Origin of the sequence: Serpentinimonas maccroryi (assembly GCF_000828915.1) — a bacterium.
In the GTDB taxonomy this organism is placed as follows: Bacteria; Pseudomonadota; Gammaproteobacteria; order Burkholderiales; family Burkholderiaceae_C; genus Serpentinimonas; species Serpentinimonas maccroryi.
This window is the reverse complement of the sequence record NZ_AP014569.1, coordinates 1,159,250-1,174,590: the sequence shown is the minus strand read 5'-3', so window position 1 is coordinate 1,174,590 and position 15,341 is coordinate 1,159,250. Positions and strand designations below refer to the sequence as shown.

Here is a 15,341-nt window from a genome sequence, read left to right as displayed (position 1 = left end):
AGACCGCAGCCCATGACCGCCACAAAGTATTATCAATTCCGGCCCATCAATGTCGGGCGCTGGTTCATCTGGTCGCTCTTTGCCTTGGTGCTGCTGTTGGCGCCACTGGTGTTCGACAGCAGCATTGCCATCAGCATGATGGCGCAGATGGGCATCGCCATCATCGCCTGCTTGTCGTTCAACATGTTGCTGGGGCAGGGCGGCATGCTCAGCTTTGGCCACGCCGTCTATGCCGGGCTGGGCACTTATGTGGCCATGCATGCGCTGCTGCTGCTGGGCGATGCCGGTTTGCCGGTACCGGCGGTGGCCCTGATTCCCTTGATCGGCGGCTTTGCCGGGCTGTTTTTCGCCTTGCTGTTTGGCTACGTGACGACCAAAAAAGCCGGCACCGCTTTCGCCATGATCACGCTCGGGGTGGGTGAGCTGATCTTCATCGCCTCGATGGTGTTTTTCATCTTCTTTGGCGGTGAAGCCGGGGTCTCGGCCGACCGCGTGATCGGGGAGCCGTTTTGGGGCATCAGTTTCGGGCCCCTGATCGAGGTCTATTACCTGATCGCGGTGTACACCTTCCTGTGCGTGGCGCTGATGTTTGCCTACACCCGCACGCCGCTGGGGCGCATCATCAACGCGGTGCGCGACAACCCGGAGCGGGTCGAGTTCATCGGCTACGACCCGCAAACCGTGCGCTACCTGGTGTTCATGATCGCCGGCTTCTTTGCCGGCATCGCAGGCGGCATGGCGGCGGTGTTGTTCGAGATCGTCACCTCCGAGGTGGTGGGCCCGATCCGCTCGGGCTCCTACCTGCTGTTTGCCTTTCTGGGCGGCGTGACCTTTTTCTTTGGCCCCATCATCGGCGGCATCCTAATGGTGCTGGCGTTCGTGATGTTCTCCGAAATCACCAAGGCCTGGATGCTCTACCTCGGGCTGATCTTCGTCTTCATGGTGATGTACGCACCGGGCGGCATCGCCGGGCTGATCATGATGAACCTGCGCTTGGCCATGTTTGGCCGCTTGGGCGAGCTCTGGGCCAGCTACCTTGGGCTCGGGGCCACGGCGCTGGCGCTGCTGGTTAGCATGGGGGCGCTGATCGAGATGATCTACCACCTGCAACTGGGCACCGCCATGGGTGATGTGGTGCCGTTCTTGGGCATGTCGCTCAACACGCTCGATCTCGATGTCTGGTTCGGGGCCGTGTTCGTGGCGCTCACCAGTTTTGGCCTGTTCGAGCTCTGTAGGCGCAGCTTCAGCCAGCAGTGGGCCGCGATCCAGACCGACATCGAAAAAGAAATCAAACGCCGGGAGACCACATGAGCAGCGCCGCACCGTATGCGATCGAGCTCAAGGGCGTGTGCAAGCGCTTTGGCAAAACCGAGATCATCCGTGGCGTCGATCTGGCCGTGGCCGCTGGGGAGCGGGTGGCCATCATCGGTCCCAACGGGGCCGGCAAATCGACCCTGTTCAACCTGATGAGCGGGCGCTTTGGGCCCAGCAGCGGCGAAATCTGGCTCAACGGCCAGCGCATCGACGGCAAACCAGCCTACGCCATCAACCGCATGGGCCTGAGCCGCAGCTTCCAGATCACCAACCTGTTCCCCAAGCTCAGCGTGTTCGAGAACCTGCGCTGCGCCGTGCTCTGGAGCCTGGGCTACCGCTACACCTTCCTCAAGTTTCTGGCCGACCTCGAAGACGTGATCGAGCGCGTCGATGCGCTGCTGCACCTTATGCGGCTGGAAAAGAAACGCGACACCTTGGCCATGAACCTGAGCTACGCCGAGCAGCGCGCGCTCGAGATCGGCGTCACCATCGCCGGGGGCGCCGGCGTGGTCTTGCTCGACGAGCCCACGGCGGGCATGAGCAAAAGCGAGACCAAGCGCTTCATCGACCTGATCCGCGAAGTCACGGAGGGCAAGACCCTGCTCACGGTCGAGCACGACATGGGCGTGGTGTTTGGCCTCGCCGACAAGATCGCGGTGCTGGTCTATGGCGAGCTGATCGCCTTCGACACCCCCGAGGCGGTGCGCGCCAACCCGCGGGTGCAAGAGGCCTACCTGGGCTCGGTGCTGGCCGCCGCGCACTAAAAGGCGCAGAGAGCAAACATGCTGGAAATCGACAACCTACACGCCTTTTACGGCAAAAGCCACATCCTGCATGGGGTGCAGTTCAAGGTTGCGCCGGGTGAAATCGTGGCCCTGCTGGGGCGCAACGGTTCCGGGCGCTCGACCACGGCCAAGGCCATCATGGGGCTGGTCGATACCGAGGGCAGCATCGTCTGGAAGGGCCAGCGCATCGGCGGGCGCAAACCCTACGAGGTGGCGCACCTAGGCATCGGCTACGTGCCCGAGAGCCGCGACATTTTCCCCAAGCTCACGGTGCAGCAAAACCTGCTGCTGGGCGTCAAAAGTGGCCGCAGCAAAAACAGCTGGAGCTTCGACGACATGTACGCCATGTTCCCGCGCCTCAAAGAGCGCGAGCACACCGAGGCCGGGGTGCTGTCGGGTGGCGAGCAGCAGATGCTGACCCTGTGCCGCACCCTCATGGGCGACCCGGAGCTGATCATCATCGACGAGCCCACCGAGGGCCTGGCGCCCAAGATCGTCGAGCAGGTGGCGGCGTTTTTGCAAACCCTCAAGGCCCGGCGCGTGTCGGTGCTGCTGATCGAGCAAAAGCTGACCATCGCCTTGCAGATTTCGGATCGCGCGCTGGTCATGGGCCACGGCAGCATCGTGTTCGACGACACCCCGGCCGCCCTGCAAGAAAACCGCTACATCCGCCGCGAGTGGCTCGAGGTCTAGCCGCTGCGCCTGACAAACCGGCGACAGCCGCCACTAGGCGCCGCCCCCACGCCTTTGTAAAATCTCCAGCGAGCGAACGGTCGTGCTTTTTTGCCGCCCGCAGCTGCCTTGCCACCCCCCTACAGGAGACCGCATGACCGCGCATTACCAAACCCACGGCGCAGTGGCCGTGATCACGCTCGACAACCCGCCCATGAACGGCATGGGGCTGGCCACGCGCCGCGCCGCGGTGCAGGCGCTGCAGCGGGCGCAGGACGACCCTTCGGTGCAGGCCATCGTGCTCGCCGGGGCCGGCAAGCTGTTTTCCAGCGGCGCCGACATCAAAGAGTTCGGCTCCCCCAAGGCCTACCAAGAGCCCAATCTGCACGGCCTGATCCGCGCCTGCGAGTCCTCGCCCAAGCCGGTGCTAGCGGCCCTGCACGGCATCTGCATGGGCGGCGGGTTGGAGCTGGCGCTGGGTTGCCACTACCGCATCGCCGCCCCGGGCACGCGCATGGCGCTGCCCGAAGTCAAGCTGGGCCTGATTCCCGGCGCCGGCGGCACCCAGCGCCTGCCGCGCGCCTTGGGCGTAGAGCCGGCGTTGAACCTGATCGTCAGCGGTGAACCGGTGGCCAGCGAGCTGCTGGCCCAGTTGCCAGGGCAAAAGCTGTTCGACCGCATCGCCGCCTCGAACGACACGCTGCTCGACGAAGCGCTGGCGCTGGCGCACGAGGTGGCGCAGCGCCACGCCGACGGCACGCCGCTGCCACGGGTGCGCGATCTGCCGTGCCAGCACCCGCAGGGCGCGGCCTATTTCCAGTTTGCGCGCAACATGGCCAAGGGCATGGCGCCGCGCTACCCGGCTCCGCTCAAGTGCATCGACGCCGTGGAGCTGGCCACACACAAGCCCTTTGAAGACGGGCTGGCGCTGGAGCGCGAAATGTTCGTCAACCTGATGCACACGCCCGAGAGCATGGCGCTGCGCCACGTGTTCGCGGCCGAGCGCGCCGCCAGCAAAATCGCCGACGTGCCCGCCGACACCCCGACGCGCCCCATCCGCTCGGTGGCCGTCATCGGGGCCGGCACCATGGGCGGCGGCATCGCCATGAACTTCCTCAACGCCGGCATCCCAGTGGTGTTGCTCGAGCAGCAGCAGGCCGCGCTCGATCGCGGGCTGGCCACCATCCACAAAAACTACCAGGCCCAAGTCAGCAAGGGCAAGCTCAAGCAGGACAAGCTCGATCAGCGCCTCGCATTGCTGCGCAGCACCCTGAGCTACGCCGACTTGGCCGACGCCGATCTGGTGATCGAAGCCGTGTTCGAGGACATGGGCGTCAAGGAGCAAGTGTTCAAACAGCTCGATGCGGTCATGAAGCCCGGCGCCATTTTGGCCTCCAACACCTCGACGCTGGACCTCAACCGCATCGCCGGCTTCACCCGGCGCCCGCAAGACGTGGTCGGGCTGCACTTCTTTAGCCCCGCCAACGTGATGAAGCTGCTCGAAGTGGTGCGCGGCGCACAAACCGCCCACGACGTGCTGGCCACCGTCATGGCGCTGGGCAAGACGATCAAAAAAACCTGCGTGGTCTCGGGCGTGTGCGACGGCTTCATCGGCAACCGCATGCTCGAGCAATACGTGCGCCAAGCCGGCTTCCTGCTCGACGAGGGCTGCACGCCGCAGCAGGTCGATCGGGCCCTAGAGCAGTTCGGATTTGCCATGGGGCCGTTTCGCGTCGGCGATCTGGCCGGCAACGACATCGGCTGGGCCATCCGCAAGCGCCGCTACGTGGAAAAGCCCGAGGTGCGCTACAGCAAAACCGCCGATTTGCTGTGCGAACTCGGGCGTTTTGGCCAAAAAACCGGCGCCGGCTGGTACGACTACGCCCCGGGCAAGCGCGACCCCATCCCCAGCCCGCTGGTGCAGCAACTGCTCGCCCAGCATTGCCAGAGCCTGGGGCGCAAGCCGCGCGCCATCGACGACGAAGAAATCGTGCAGCGCATGGTGTTTGCGCTGGTCAACGAAGGCGCGCACCTGCTGCAAGAGGGCATCGCCGCCAAGGCCGGCGATATCGACATGGTGTACCTCACCGGCTACGGCTTCCCGGTCTGGCGCGGCGGCCCGATGCACTACGCCGACCAGTACGGCCTGTGCAACGTGGTGCAAGCCATGCGCCGCTTTGCCCGCAACCCCTACGACGACAGCGCCTTTTGGCAGCCCGCCCCGTTGATCGAGCGCCTGCTCGCCGAAGGCCGCACGTTCACCGGCTAAATCACCGGTCAATTCACCGGCAAATCAACGGTCGAAAGCCGCAACCCAATCTGGAGCATCAGCCCATGAGCCACGCCCTCATCGTATCCACCGCACGCACCCCGCTGGCCAAAAGCTGGAAAGGGTCTTTCAACCTCACCCATGGGGCCACGCTGGGCGGCCATGCGGTGCGCCATGCCATTGCCCGCGCCGGCATCGATCCGGCCGCGGTCGAAGACGTGATCATGGGCTGTGCCAACCCCGAAGGGGCCACCGGCATGAACATCGCGCGCCAGATCGCGCTCGCCGCCGGTTGCCCGGTGAGCACCTCCGGCCTCACGGTGAACCGCTTTTGCTCCTCGGGCCTGCAAACCATCGCGCTGGCGGCGCAGCGCATCATCGCCGGCGAGGGCGAGGTCTATGTCGCCGGGGGTGTCGAGAGCATTTCGTGCGTGCAGCAGGAAATGAACCAGCACATGCTGATCGACCCGGCGCTCCAGCAGGCCAAACCGGCGATCTACTGGAGCATGCTGCAAACCGCCGAACAGGTGGCGCAGCGCTACGGCATCGGGCGCGAGGCGATGGACGAATACGGTGCCGCCAGCCAGCAAAAAGCCTGCGCCGCACAGGCCGCAGGGCGCTTTGCCGACGAGATCGCGCCCATCGAGGTGCGCGCCGGCGTGGCCGACAAAACCCTGGGCCTGATCACGCGCACCGTCAGCGTGAGCCTAGACGAAGGCCTGCGCGCTGGCACCACGCGCGAGGGCATCAGCGGCATCAAACCGGCGCTGCCCGGTGGCGTGGTGGCCGCCGGCAACGCCAGCCAGTTCAGCGACGGCGCCGGCGCCTGCGTGCTGATGCACGAAAGCCTGGTGCAAAAACAGGGCTTGCAGCCGCTGGGCCGCTTCCTCGGCTTTGCCGTGGCCGGGTGCGAGCCCGACGAAATGGGCATCGGCCCGGTGTTTGCCGTGCCCAAGGTGCTGGCCAAATTGGGCCTCAAGGTCGATGACATCGAACTGTGGGAGCTCAACGAAGCCTTTGCCGTGCAGGTGCTTTATTGCCGCGACCGGCTCGGCATCCCCAACGAGCGGCTCAACGTCAACGGCGGCGCGATCGCGCTCGGCCACCCCTACGGCGTCTCGGGCCAGCGCCTGACCGGCCACGCGCTGATCGAGGGCAAGCGGCGCGGCGCCAAACGGGTGTGCGTAACCATGTGCATCGGCGGCGGCATGGGCGCGGCTGGGGTATTTGAGGTGCTGTAACCGCCAAATTTTCAACCCAATCCCGGAACCGCAACCGACCGGGCGTGCTCACTCAGCTAGAGCATGCACGCTCGTGTTGTAAAAGCTCGAGCTTGTAGTCGACTTACCCATCTGAGCTGGACTTTCTCCACGCCCATTGCGAGCGATAACCACAGCATTTTTACGGTTTAGCGTTTTCAGTTAGCCGAATGCTGCAAAATTGGCCCGACGAAATTTTGCGCGGATTTGGGTTCGGTTCGGTTCGGTTCCATGCATCGAAAGGATTGGTTATGAGCGTCAGCGAAGCATCGCGCGGTTTGTCCGCACTGCAACAAATTCGGGTCGTCACTGAACACCCTAACCCAACCGTCGTTAAGCGAGCCCCGCAGGGCTTGCCGCCCTTGGGGCCGTCGGCGTCGCCACCCAGCCAGGGGTCGGCCAGCGGCCACTACCGCGCCTACAAACCCCGGCCTTTCACGCGCGAAGAGCGCGACAAGGTCACGATTTTGTTTGGCGGCCTGCACTGGCGCGCCGAGCGCCTGATGCAAGGCGGCATGGAAAACCTCGGCTACCGGGTGCAGGTGCTACCCAACCCGACCCGTGCCGACTTGCTCACTGGGCGCGAAGTGGCCGACATCGGCCAGTGCTGCCCCACCAGCTTCGTCACCGGCAATCTGGCCAACTTTTTGAGCGGCGAGACCAAGCGCATCGGGGCCGAGCGCGTCAACCAAGAATACATCTACATCACCGCCGGGGCTTGCGGCGCCTGCCGCTTCGGCCAGTACCACCAGAGCTATGAGCTGGCGCTGCGCAACGTGGGGCTGGAGTCGTTTCGCCTGTTTTTGCTCGAGCAAACCAAGGTCGATCAAGGGCCGGCGCACGGCGGCGGGCTGGAGCTCAATCCGGCCTTTACCTTGGGTGCGGTCTGGGGCGTGTTGCTGGCCGACGTGGTGCAAGACCTCGAATACCAGGTCCGTCCTTACGAGAAAAACCCCGGCGAAACCTCGCGCGTGGCGCGCGAGTCGATCGAATATTTGTACCAGACCATGCGCGAGCGCCCCGAGCGCGGCAAGAAATGGGGCCCGCTGGTGTGGCACTTCGCCACGCCGTATTTCGTCAACGCCCTGCGTGAGGTGCGGCGGCGCTTCGACGCCATCGAGGTCGATCGGCTGCGCGTCAAGCCGCTGGTCAAAATCACCGGCGAGTTCTACCTGCAAACGGTCGAGGGCGACGCCAACTACAACATCCACAGCTGGCTCGAGAGCGAAGGCGCCGAGGTCTATCCGGCCCCGGTCGCCATCTGGCTCGACTACCTGCTGCGCTTCGGGCGCCAGAAAGCCGAAGAGCGCTTCGGCATCGAACCCGGTGCGCGGCGCCAAAACGCCACCTACGCCGCCATCCAGACCTTGCTGCGCTGGACCTACAACCGCATGCGCCACGCGCTGGGCGATGTGCCCCACGCCCTGCCCGAGCAGACCGTGCTGCGCGATCTGGCGGCGCCGTATTTCCACAAGCGCTTGAGCGGCGGTGAGGGCGACATGCTCATCGGCAAGGCGCTATGGGCGCACCTGCACAAAAAGGCGCACATGACCTGCGAGCTCTCGCCCTACGCCTGCATGCCCAACACCATGAGCATCGGCGCCATGGCGGCGGTGCAGGGCAAGTACCCCGATCTGCTCTATGCGCCGATCGAGATCAAGGGCGACGCCGAGGTGCACGCGCTGTCGCGCTGCCAGATGATCTTGACCGAGGCCAAAAAACGCGCCGTGCGCGAGTTCGATTCGGTGCTGCAACGCATCGGCCTCACCGAAGCCCAGTTGGCGGCCGAAGTAGCGGCGCGGCCCGAACTGTCGCGCGCCACCTACCGGGTGCCGCACTACGGTGTGGCTGGCACGGCGGCCAACTTGGCGCTGCACATCGCCCACCTCAAGGGCTTGCCCGGGGTGCGCGCATGAAGCGGCTCGGCCTCGACGTGGGCTCCACCACCGTCAAAGCGCTGCTCGACGACGGCAGCGGCGCCGTGCTGTGGCAAGACTACCAGCGCCACGACACCAAACAGGCCGAAAAGGTGCTGGAGTTTTTGCAGCGCGTCGAGGCCGAATGCGGCTTCGCGCCCGGGGTCGATCGCATCCTGATCACCGGCTCCGGCGCCGGCCTGATCGCCCCCTTGCTGGGGGCCAAGTTCGTGCAAGAGGTGGTGGCGGTCTCGGCGGCAGTAGAAAAGCTGCACCCGGAAGTCAACTTCGTCTCCGAAATCGGCGGCGAAGACATGAAGACCCTGTTCTTCAGCCCCAGCGGCGACGGCAAATCGAAGCAGGTGTTCATGCAGTCGGCGTGCAGCGGCGGCACCGGCACCTTCATCGAAAAAACCGCGCGCAAGCTCAAGGTGGCGCCCGATGAGCTGGCGCAGATGGGCTACACCGGGCTGGATTTGCACAAAATCAGCTCAAAATGCGGCATCTTCGCCGAAACCGACGCCAACACGCTGGTCAAGAGCGGCGTGCCGGTGCCCGAAATCATCGCCAGCCTGTTCGAGGCCGTGGTCTATCAAAACCTGGCCACCCTCACCAAGGGCAACGTGCCCACGCCGCACGTGCTGCTGCTGGGCGGCCCCAACCTGTTCTTCAAGGGCTTGCAAGAGGCGTGGCGCCACCACCTGGCCAAGCTCTGGAACGAGCGCCGCGTTGCCTTGCCCGAGGGCTCCAGCCCCGAATCGCTGATTTTGGTGCCCTCCGAGGCGCTCTACTACGCCTGCATCGGTTGCATTGAAATCGGGCGCACCGAACCGGCCACGGTCGGCATCTACAGCGGCACCGAGCGCCTGCGCTGGTGGATCAGCGAGGGCCAACACGAGCAAAAAGCGCGCGAAGGCGCCAAGGGCCTGACCGCCAGCGCCGCCGAGCTCGAGCGCTTCATGCAAAACTACGGCCAAACCCAGCGCGGGGTGCCGTCGGCCGCAGCGGCCGCCAGCCTGACCGAGCAAACGGTGATTTTGGGTTGCGACTTTGGCAGCACCACCGCCAAGGCCGTGGTGCTGTCGCAGAGCGGCGAGGTGCTGGCCAGCTGTTACGTGCCCTCCAACGGCAACCCGATCGAAGACGCCAAGGGGCTGATGCGCCAGGTGCGCGCCGCCGGTTTCGAGCGCATCGGCGCCCTAGGCCTGACCGGCTACGGCAAAGACCTGCTCAAAGACATCGTCGGCTCCGACATGGCCGTGGTCGAGACCGTGGCCCACGCCACCGCCGCGCTGCACTACATCCCCGACGCCGACGTGATCTGCGACGTGGGCGGCACCGATGTAAAAATCATGCTGCTGCGCCAGGGCACCGTGGCCGATTTCCGGCTCAACTCGCAGTGTTCCTCGGGCAATGGGGCTTTTTTGCAGGGGGTGGCCGAGCGCTACCGCATCCCGCTCGAAGACTACGCGCAAAACGCCTTCCAGGCGCGCTCGATTCCGGCGCTGGCCATGGGCTGCGGCGTGTTCTTGCAGTCCGACATCGTGAATCAGCAGCGCAAGGGCTGGGCGCGCGAAGAGATCATGGCGGCGCTGGCGGCGGTGCTGCCGCTCAACGTCTGGGTCTATGCCGGGCAGATCCAAAACCTGGCGGCGGTCGGGCGCAAGTTCGTGCTCCAGGGCGGCACGCACCGCAACCTGGCGGTGGTGAAAGCGCAAGTCGATTTCATCCATGCCAAGGTGCCCACTGCCGACGTGGTGGTGCACCCCTACTCGGGCGAGGCCGGGGCCATCGGGGCCGCGCTGTGCGCGCTCGACTGGTTCAAGGGCGGCCAGCAAACGCGGTTTCGCGGCTATGATCTGATCGAGTCGCTCGAGTACAAAGCCACCACCAACGAAGACACCGTCTGCCACTGGTGCCCGGTCAACTGCCGGCGCACCTTCATCGACGTGCAAATACCCGGCGCCGCCGGGCGGCCGTGGAGCAAGGTGCCGGTCGAGGCGGGCTGGGAGCGCGTCATCAGCGGCAACACCTGCCCCAAGGGCTTGCTCGAAGACGTGAAAGAGATGAAAGTCGTTAAAGATCAACTGGAGGAAGCGCGACGTGCCTACCCGAACATTGCTGAACTGGTTCGTGAAGGCGCCTTCAAACGCGCCAAAGAGGAGCTTGTTCCAGCCAGCGCCGACTGAAGCCGATCTGGCGGCACAGCGCCAGGCGCGCGCCAAGCTGCGCATCGGAATTCCGCGCGTACTCAACATCTGGAGCACACACCAGTTTTGGTTTGGGTTTCTGGAGGCCCTAGGGATCGACCCGCGGCGCATCGAATTTTCATCCGATACCTCGGAGGAACAGGCGCGCACCTACGCCAAGGGGCGAGGCACGGTGGACTGCTGCTACCCGGTCAAGTGCATCTCGGGGCACTACGGCGAGCTGTTGGCGCGCAGCAAACGCAAGATCGACATCCTGTTCTCGCCCATGATCCATTCCGTGCCCTCGTACCTCGATGGGTACGTGGATGCCTCGCTCACCTGTCCGCGCGTCATGGCGGCCTCGGAAAACATCAAGGCCGGCTTCATCAAAGAGCGCGACGCCTTTGCCGAAGCGCGGGTGCTGCACGTCACGCCCTTTGTCTCGCTGGCCGACCCGCCGGTGGTGCCCAAACAGCTCTATGAGGGCATGCGCGATGCCCTGCCGGGCCTGACGCTGGCCGAAACCACGGAAGCGGTGCAGATGGGCTACCGCAGTCTAGACGCCTACAACCAGCGCCTGCGCACCAAGGCGCGCGAGATCTTGGAGTGGTGCGCGCGCGAGCAGCGCCCCTGCATCTTGGTGGTGGCGCGGCCCTACCACATGGACCCCGGCATCGGCCACGAGATCGAAGTCGATCTGCAAGCGCACGGCTACCCGGTGCTGTGGGCCCAGTACCTGCCCATCGACGCCGACCTGCTGCACTGGATGTTCGACCCCGACATCGCCGCCGGCCACATCCGCTCGCCGCTCGACATCCGCGACGTCTGGCCTTCGTCGTACAGCGGCAACACCAACGAGATTTTGTGGGGCGCCAAGGTGGCGGCGCGCATGCCCTGGATCGCCGCCGTGGTGCGGCTGGCCAGCTACGAGTGCGGCATGGACCAGCCCACCTACTCGCCGGTGCAGTCCATCGTCGAGCGCTCGGGTACGCTGTTCTTTTCCTTCCAAGACCTCGACTCGACCAAGCCGGCCGGCTCGGTCAAAATCCGCGTCGAAACCGTGGCGCACTACCTGTCCAAACAAGGGGCCGACATCATCAACCGCAAGCTCGCCGCCAGCCAACCCGGCTGCCCACTGCTCGGGGCTTGAGCGGTGCTGGGCGCGGTGGACGACACGCAACCGGAGCCCGCAGACCTGCACTACATGGGCCTGGCCTTGCAACAGGCGCGCCGTGGCGCCGCGCTGGGCGAGGTGCCGGTGGGCGCGGTGCTGGTGCGGCCGGGGGCGTCGCAGCCAGTGGCGGCGGCGCACAACCAGCCCATCGGCCTGTGCGACCCCAGCGCCCACGCCGAGCTGCTGGCCTTGCGCCAAGGCGCGCAGGCGCTGGGCAACTACCGGCTCGATGGCTGCACGCTCTACGTCACGCTCGAGCCCTGCGCTATGTGTGCCCAAGCCATGCTGCACGCGCGGTTGCGCCGGCTGGTGTACGGTGCGCCCGAACCCAAAACCGGGGCCGCCGGTTCGGTGCTCGATCTGTTTGCCATCGCTGCGCTCAACCACCACACTGCGGTGCAAGGCGGCGTGCGTGCAGATGAATGCGCGGCACTGCTGCAGGATTTTTTTTCCCAGCGCCGCAGCCAAGCGCGTGCCACCCAGCAACCGCTGCGCCAAGACGCACTGCGCACGCCGGAGGCCGCCTTTGAACCCGTGTGGAAGCTGTGGCCGCAGTGGCGCGCATGCCAGCGTTGGGTGGCCGACTTGCCCGCCCTGGGCGGTTTGCGCCTGCACCTGCTCGATCTGCCGGGGGCTGACTCGGCGGCGCCGGTGTGGCTGCTGCTGCACGGGCCCACCGGCTGGTGGCCGCAGTGGGCCGGCAGCATGGCTGCGCTGCAGGCGCAGGCCAGCCGCGTGCTGGTGCCCGACCTCATCGGCTTTGGCCAGAGCGACAAGCCCAAGCGGGCGCATTGGCACAGCTTGGCCCAGCACGCCCAAGTTTTGCTGCAGCTGCTGCAGCACAGCGGCTGCCTGCCCACCGGCGCGGCAGCGCCCCTGCAGCTGCGCTATGCGCCCGGGCAGGTGGCACTGGCGCAGGCGCTAGCCCAAGCATTCATAGCCACTGGGCAGACCCATCAACCTGACCCAGAAGTGGGCGCGCACAGCCCAGATCGGCCGTCTGGGGCGTTGCGCATTAGCGATCGCCTGCCGATCGCAGCGGCCGAACTCGAGCCCACGCCGTGCCCGCTTTTACCCCCCGATTGGCCTACCTTGCCATACCCCGATGCCGGGCACCGGGCGGCGCTGCAGGCTTGGGGCCACGCAGGCTCGGGCGCATAATCCCGCGTCATGAGTCACATCTACCTGTATTCCCCCAGCGGGGCGGTGCGCGACCGCGCCGGCTTCAAGCGCGCCGTAAAAAGGCTGCAGGCCCTAGGCCACCAAGTCGAGATCGACCCAGATGCGCTCAGCACCTGGCAGCGCTTCGCCGGTGACGACGCCACCCGCCTAGCCGCCATCGGGCGCGCCGCCGCCAGCGGCGCCGAGATCGTCCTCACCACCCGGGGCGGTTACGGCCTCACCCGGCTGCTGCCCCACTTGCCCTACGCCGCCATACAAAGCTCCGTCGAGCGCGGCAGCGCCTGGGTGGGCTTGAGCGACTTCACCGCCCTGCAACTGGCGCTGCTGGCGCAAACCGGGGGCTGCACCTGGTCTGGGCCGGCCCTGCTCGAAGACTGGGCCACCCCCGAGCCACCCGACGAAATCATGCAAGCCTGCTTCGATGATTTGTGCGCCGGGGTAGGCGAGGGCGCTGGCTGGCGATTGCCCCCGGCCGACCTGCGCGCCCACCCCGAGCTGGCTCATGCCGCTGCAGACCAGGGCTGGACCATCGAGGCCGCGCCGCTGTGGGGCGGCAACCTGTCGATCTTCAGCGGCCTCGCGGGCACGCCCTACCTGCCCGCAGTAGAAGGCGGCATCCTGTTCCTCGAAGACGTGGGTGAGCACCCCTACCGCATCGAGCGCATGCTCAGCCAGCTGCTGCACAGCGGCGTGTTGCAGCGCCAACGCGCCATCGTGCTGGGCGCCTTCAACCGCTTTCAGCTCACCCCGCACGACCGCGGCTTCAAGCTCGCCAGCGTGGTGCAGTGGCTGCGCAACCAAGTGAGCGTGCCCGTGCTCACCGGGTTGCCCTTTGGCCACGTGCCCACCAAAGTGCTGCTGCCCGTGGGCCGCAGCGTGCAGCTGCTGGTGCAGGGCCGCGATTGCTTGCTGTTTTGGGGTTGAAGCCGCAGAAACCCAAGCTAGGCGCTTGCTGTTTGAGATGTGCCCGATGGGCTGCGCATAGCACCTTGGGTCCCTCGGTACAGGAAGGGCATACAGGTCACGGCGGTTGATAGTTACGCCTTAGCGCTCCGCCGGTGAACTTTTGCCCCTTTTTTCGACCCAGCGCAGCCATCCAAAATCCCACAGCGCCAAGGCTTGCAATGCGGTGGTCTTGCCCGAATTGTTTGGACCTATGAAAACCGCTGCGCTACCCAGTTCCAATTCGAACCGGATCGCTTGGAGTTGGAAATATTGGGTATACGGATTTAATGGTTGATGGGGCACCTTCACCCCATCAATCTGATACCACCCTCAGATGGTTGATAGATCGACTCCGTAGTTGAGTTCCTCTGCGAAGTCCGGCAGTCCGTAACCGATGGTTTTCTTGTAGAAAGGAGAGACCTTCGCAGTCGGTGCCTTCTTCTTGTGCTTCGTGGTGTAGAGCATTCGTGCCCGCATCACCTCGAAGGAGTAACCGCGCCCTTCACGGTTCTTGTCCTTGGCCAGTCGGTTGATGGACTCCGTGTAAGCGTTGGTGACGGGCATGTCCGTCTCGAAGTAGGTCATGGTCTCTTCGCGCCAGTTTCCCACTGCCCTGACCAGATCGCTCCAGACTTCCTTTTGGCCCTTCGGGATGGTGGCTATCCACTCGTCCAGGGCGGCTTCTGCCTGGAGCCGTGTGGTGGCGTCCCAGATGCCGTAGAAGCGCTCCTTGTGCTCGTAGGCGGCCAGCAGTTGCGGGAACGCGCCTGTCCAGGTCTCCATGATGAGGCGCTCCCGGTCTGAGACTTCGTGAGCGCGTTTCAGCAGGATTTTCCGGTCTCCCTTGAGAGTCCGGCTCTGGGACGGTTTCAGCTCCTTTCTGAGGCCCTTGCGCACTCTCTCTAGGGCATCGTTGGCCATGCGCACCACATGGAACTTATCGACCACGATACGGGCCTGGGGCAGCACAGCCTTGACCGCTGCCCGGTAGGGGTTCCACATGTCCATGCTGACGATCTCGACCTTCTGCCGGTCTTTCAGCTTCATTAGGTAGTTGGTCACCACGTCCTGGCGGCGGGTGGCCAGAAGGTCGAGCAGGGTTCGCTCCTCAATGTTGGTCAGAATGCAGCGGTAGCGCTTGTTCAGGTATAGCTCGTCAATGCCCAGGATGCGGGGCGTCTCGAAGCGGTGCCAGCGCCCCAGCAACTCGGCGCGGGCGTTGAAGATGTCGCGCACCGTCTTCTCGTCCAGGCCGGTCTGTGCCGCCACAAAGGTGTAGGGGTGGTTGAAGGATTCCTTCTCCACGTACTCATGCAGCCGCAGTGTCATACGGAATCCGTCCACCATCTCCGGCAGCTGGGGCCTGAATGTTGTCTTGCAGGCCCGGCAGGTGTATCGGCGGCGGACCACCCAGAGAGTGACCCGCTTGCCGTGGATGGGCAGATCACGATAGGGAACGTCACGCTTGCCGAACCGTACGAACTCACCCTGCACGCCGCATTCCTCGCAGGCGATGGGATCGGGCACGTCCACCTGGAAGTGCATTTCGTCGTCGGTTGATTTGCAGCCCAGTACTTGGTATTGCGGCAGGTGAAGGATGTTGTCGGGAAGTTCGGTCATGGTGTTGTATAGGCGT

At 65.1% G+C, this 15,341-nt stretch carries 11 protein-coding genes; 10 read left to right on the top strand and 1 reads right to left on the bottom strand.

Going from position 1 to position 15,341, the window contains the following annotated elements; all coding sequences use genetic code 11:
* Nucleotides 1–12: 12 nt before the first annotated feature.
* The 10 genes from SMCB_RS05420 (at nucleotide 13) to SMCB_RS05375 (ending at nucleotide 13,684) form a co-directional block, all read left to right on the top strand.
* A complete protein-coding gene (locus tag SMCB_RS05420; protein WP_045535643.1) occupies nucleotides 13–1,311 on the top strand; it encodes a branched-chain amino acid ABC transporter permease in 1,299 nt (432 codons plus the stop codon).
* Complete coding sequence (locus tag SMCB_RS05415) at nucleotides 1,308–2,078, top strand: ABC transporter ATP-binding protein (RefSeq protein ID WP_045535642.1); 771 nt, start codon at nucleotides 1,308–1,310, stop codon at nucleotides 2,076–2,078. Before SMCB_RS05420 ends, SMCB_RS05415 begins: the two co-directional genes overlap by 4 nt.
* 18 nt (nucleotides 2,079–2,096) lie before the next feature.
* Nucleotides 2,097–2,792 (top strand): ABC transporter ATP-binding protein, encoded by a 696-nt coding sequence (locus tag SMCB_RS05410; RefSeq protein WP_045535640.1) that lies wholly within the window; start codon nucleotides 2,097–2,099, stop codon nucleotides 2,790–2,792.
* Nucleotides 2,793–2,925: 133 nt separating this feature from the next.
* Nucleotides 2,926–5,040 (top strand): 3-hydroxyacyl-CoA dehydrogenase NAD-binding domain-containing protein, encoded by a 2,115-nt coding sequence (locus SMCB_RS05405; protein ID WP_045535638.1) that lies wholly within the window; start codon nucleotides 2,926–2,928, stop codon nucleotides 5,038–5,040.
* Nucleotides 5,041–5,105: 65 nt separating this feature from the next.
* Nucleotides 5,106–6,281, top strand: a complete 1,176-nt coding sequence (locus SMCB_RS05400; RefSeq protein ID WP_045535636.1) for an acetyl-CoA C-acyltransferase — start codon at nucleotides 5,106–5,108, stop codon at nucleotides 6,279–6,281.
* Between the two features lie 269 nt (nucleotides 6,282–6,550).
* Nucleotides 6,551–8,215 carry a hypothetical protein gene (locus SMCB_RS05395; protein ID WP_197539316.1) on the top strand — a complete coding sequence of 555 codons (1,665 nt, stop codon included), beginning with the start codon at nucleotides 6,551–6,553 and terminating at the stop codon, nucleotides 8,213–8,215.
* Nucleotides 8,212–10,404: a BadF/BadG/BcrA/BcrD ATPase family protein gene (locus SMCB_RS05390; RefSeq protein ID WP_045535634.1), complete on the top strand. Its 2,193-nt coding sequence runs from the start codon at nucleotides 8,212–8,214 to the stop codon at nucleotides 10,402–10,404. The genes SMCB_RS05395 and SMCB_RS05390 overlap by 4 nt, the downstream gene beginning before the upstream one ends.
* Complete coding sequence (locus SMCB_RS05385; RefSeq protein ID WP_045535631.1) at nucleotides 10,382–11,554, top strand: acyl-CoA dehydratase activase-related protein; 1,173 nt, start codon at nucleotides 10,382–10,384, stop codon at nucleotides 11,552–11,554. Before SMCB_RS05390 ends, SMCB_RS05385 begins: the two co-directional genes overlap by 23 nt.
* A 15-nt stretch (nucleotides 11,555–11,569) precedes the next feature.
* Nucleotides 11,570–12,739: a tRNA adenosine(34) deaminase TadA gene (gene tadA / locus SMCB_RS05380; RefSeq protein WP_231851260.1), complete on the top strand. Its 1,170-nt coding sequence runs from the start codon at nucleotides 11,570–11,572 to the stop codon at nucleotides 12,737–12,739.
* A gap of 9 nt (nucleotides 12,740–12,748) precedes the next feature.
* A complete protein-coding gene (locus SMCB_RS05375; RefSeq protein ID WP_045535630.1) occupies nucleotides 12,749–13,684 on the top strand; it encodes an LD-carboxypeptidase in 936 nt (311 codons plus the stop codon).
* A 351-nt stretch (nucleotides 13,685–14,035) separates the two neighbouring features.
* On the opposite strand, the gene SMCB_RS05370 is transcribed toward SMCB_RS05375, so the two are convergent.
* The gene (locus SMCB_RS05370; RefSeq protein ID WP_035594389.1) at nucleotides 14,036–15,325 is read right to left on the bottom strand and encodes an ISL3-like element ISPpu12 family transposase; all 1,290 of its coding nucleotides are present in this window, start codon (nucleotides 15,323–15,325) and stop codon (nucleotides 14,036–14,038) included.
* Between the last annotated feature and the right edge of the window lie 16 nt (nucleotides 15,326–15,341).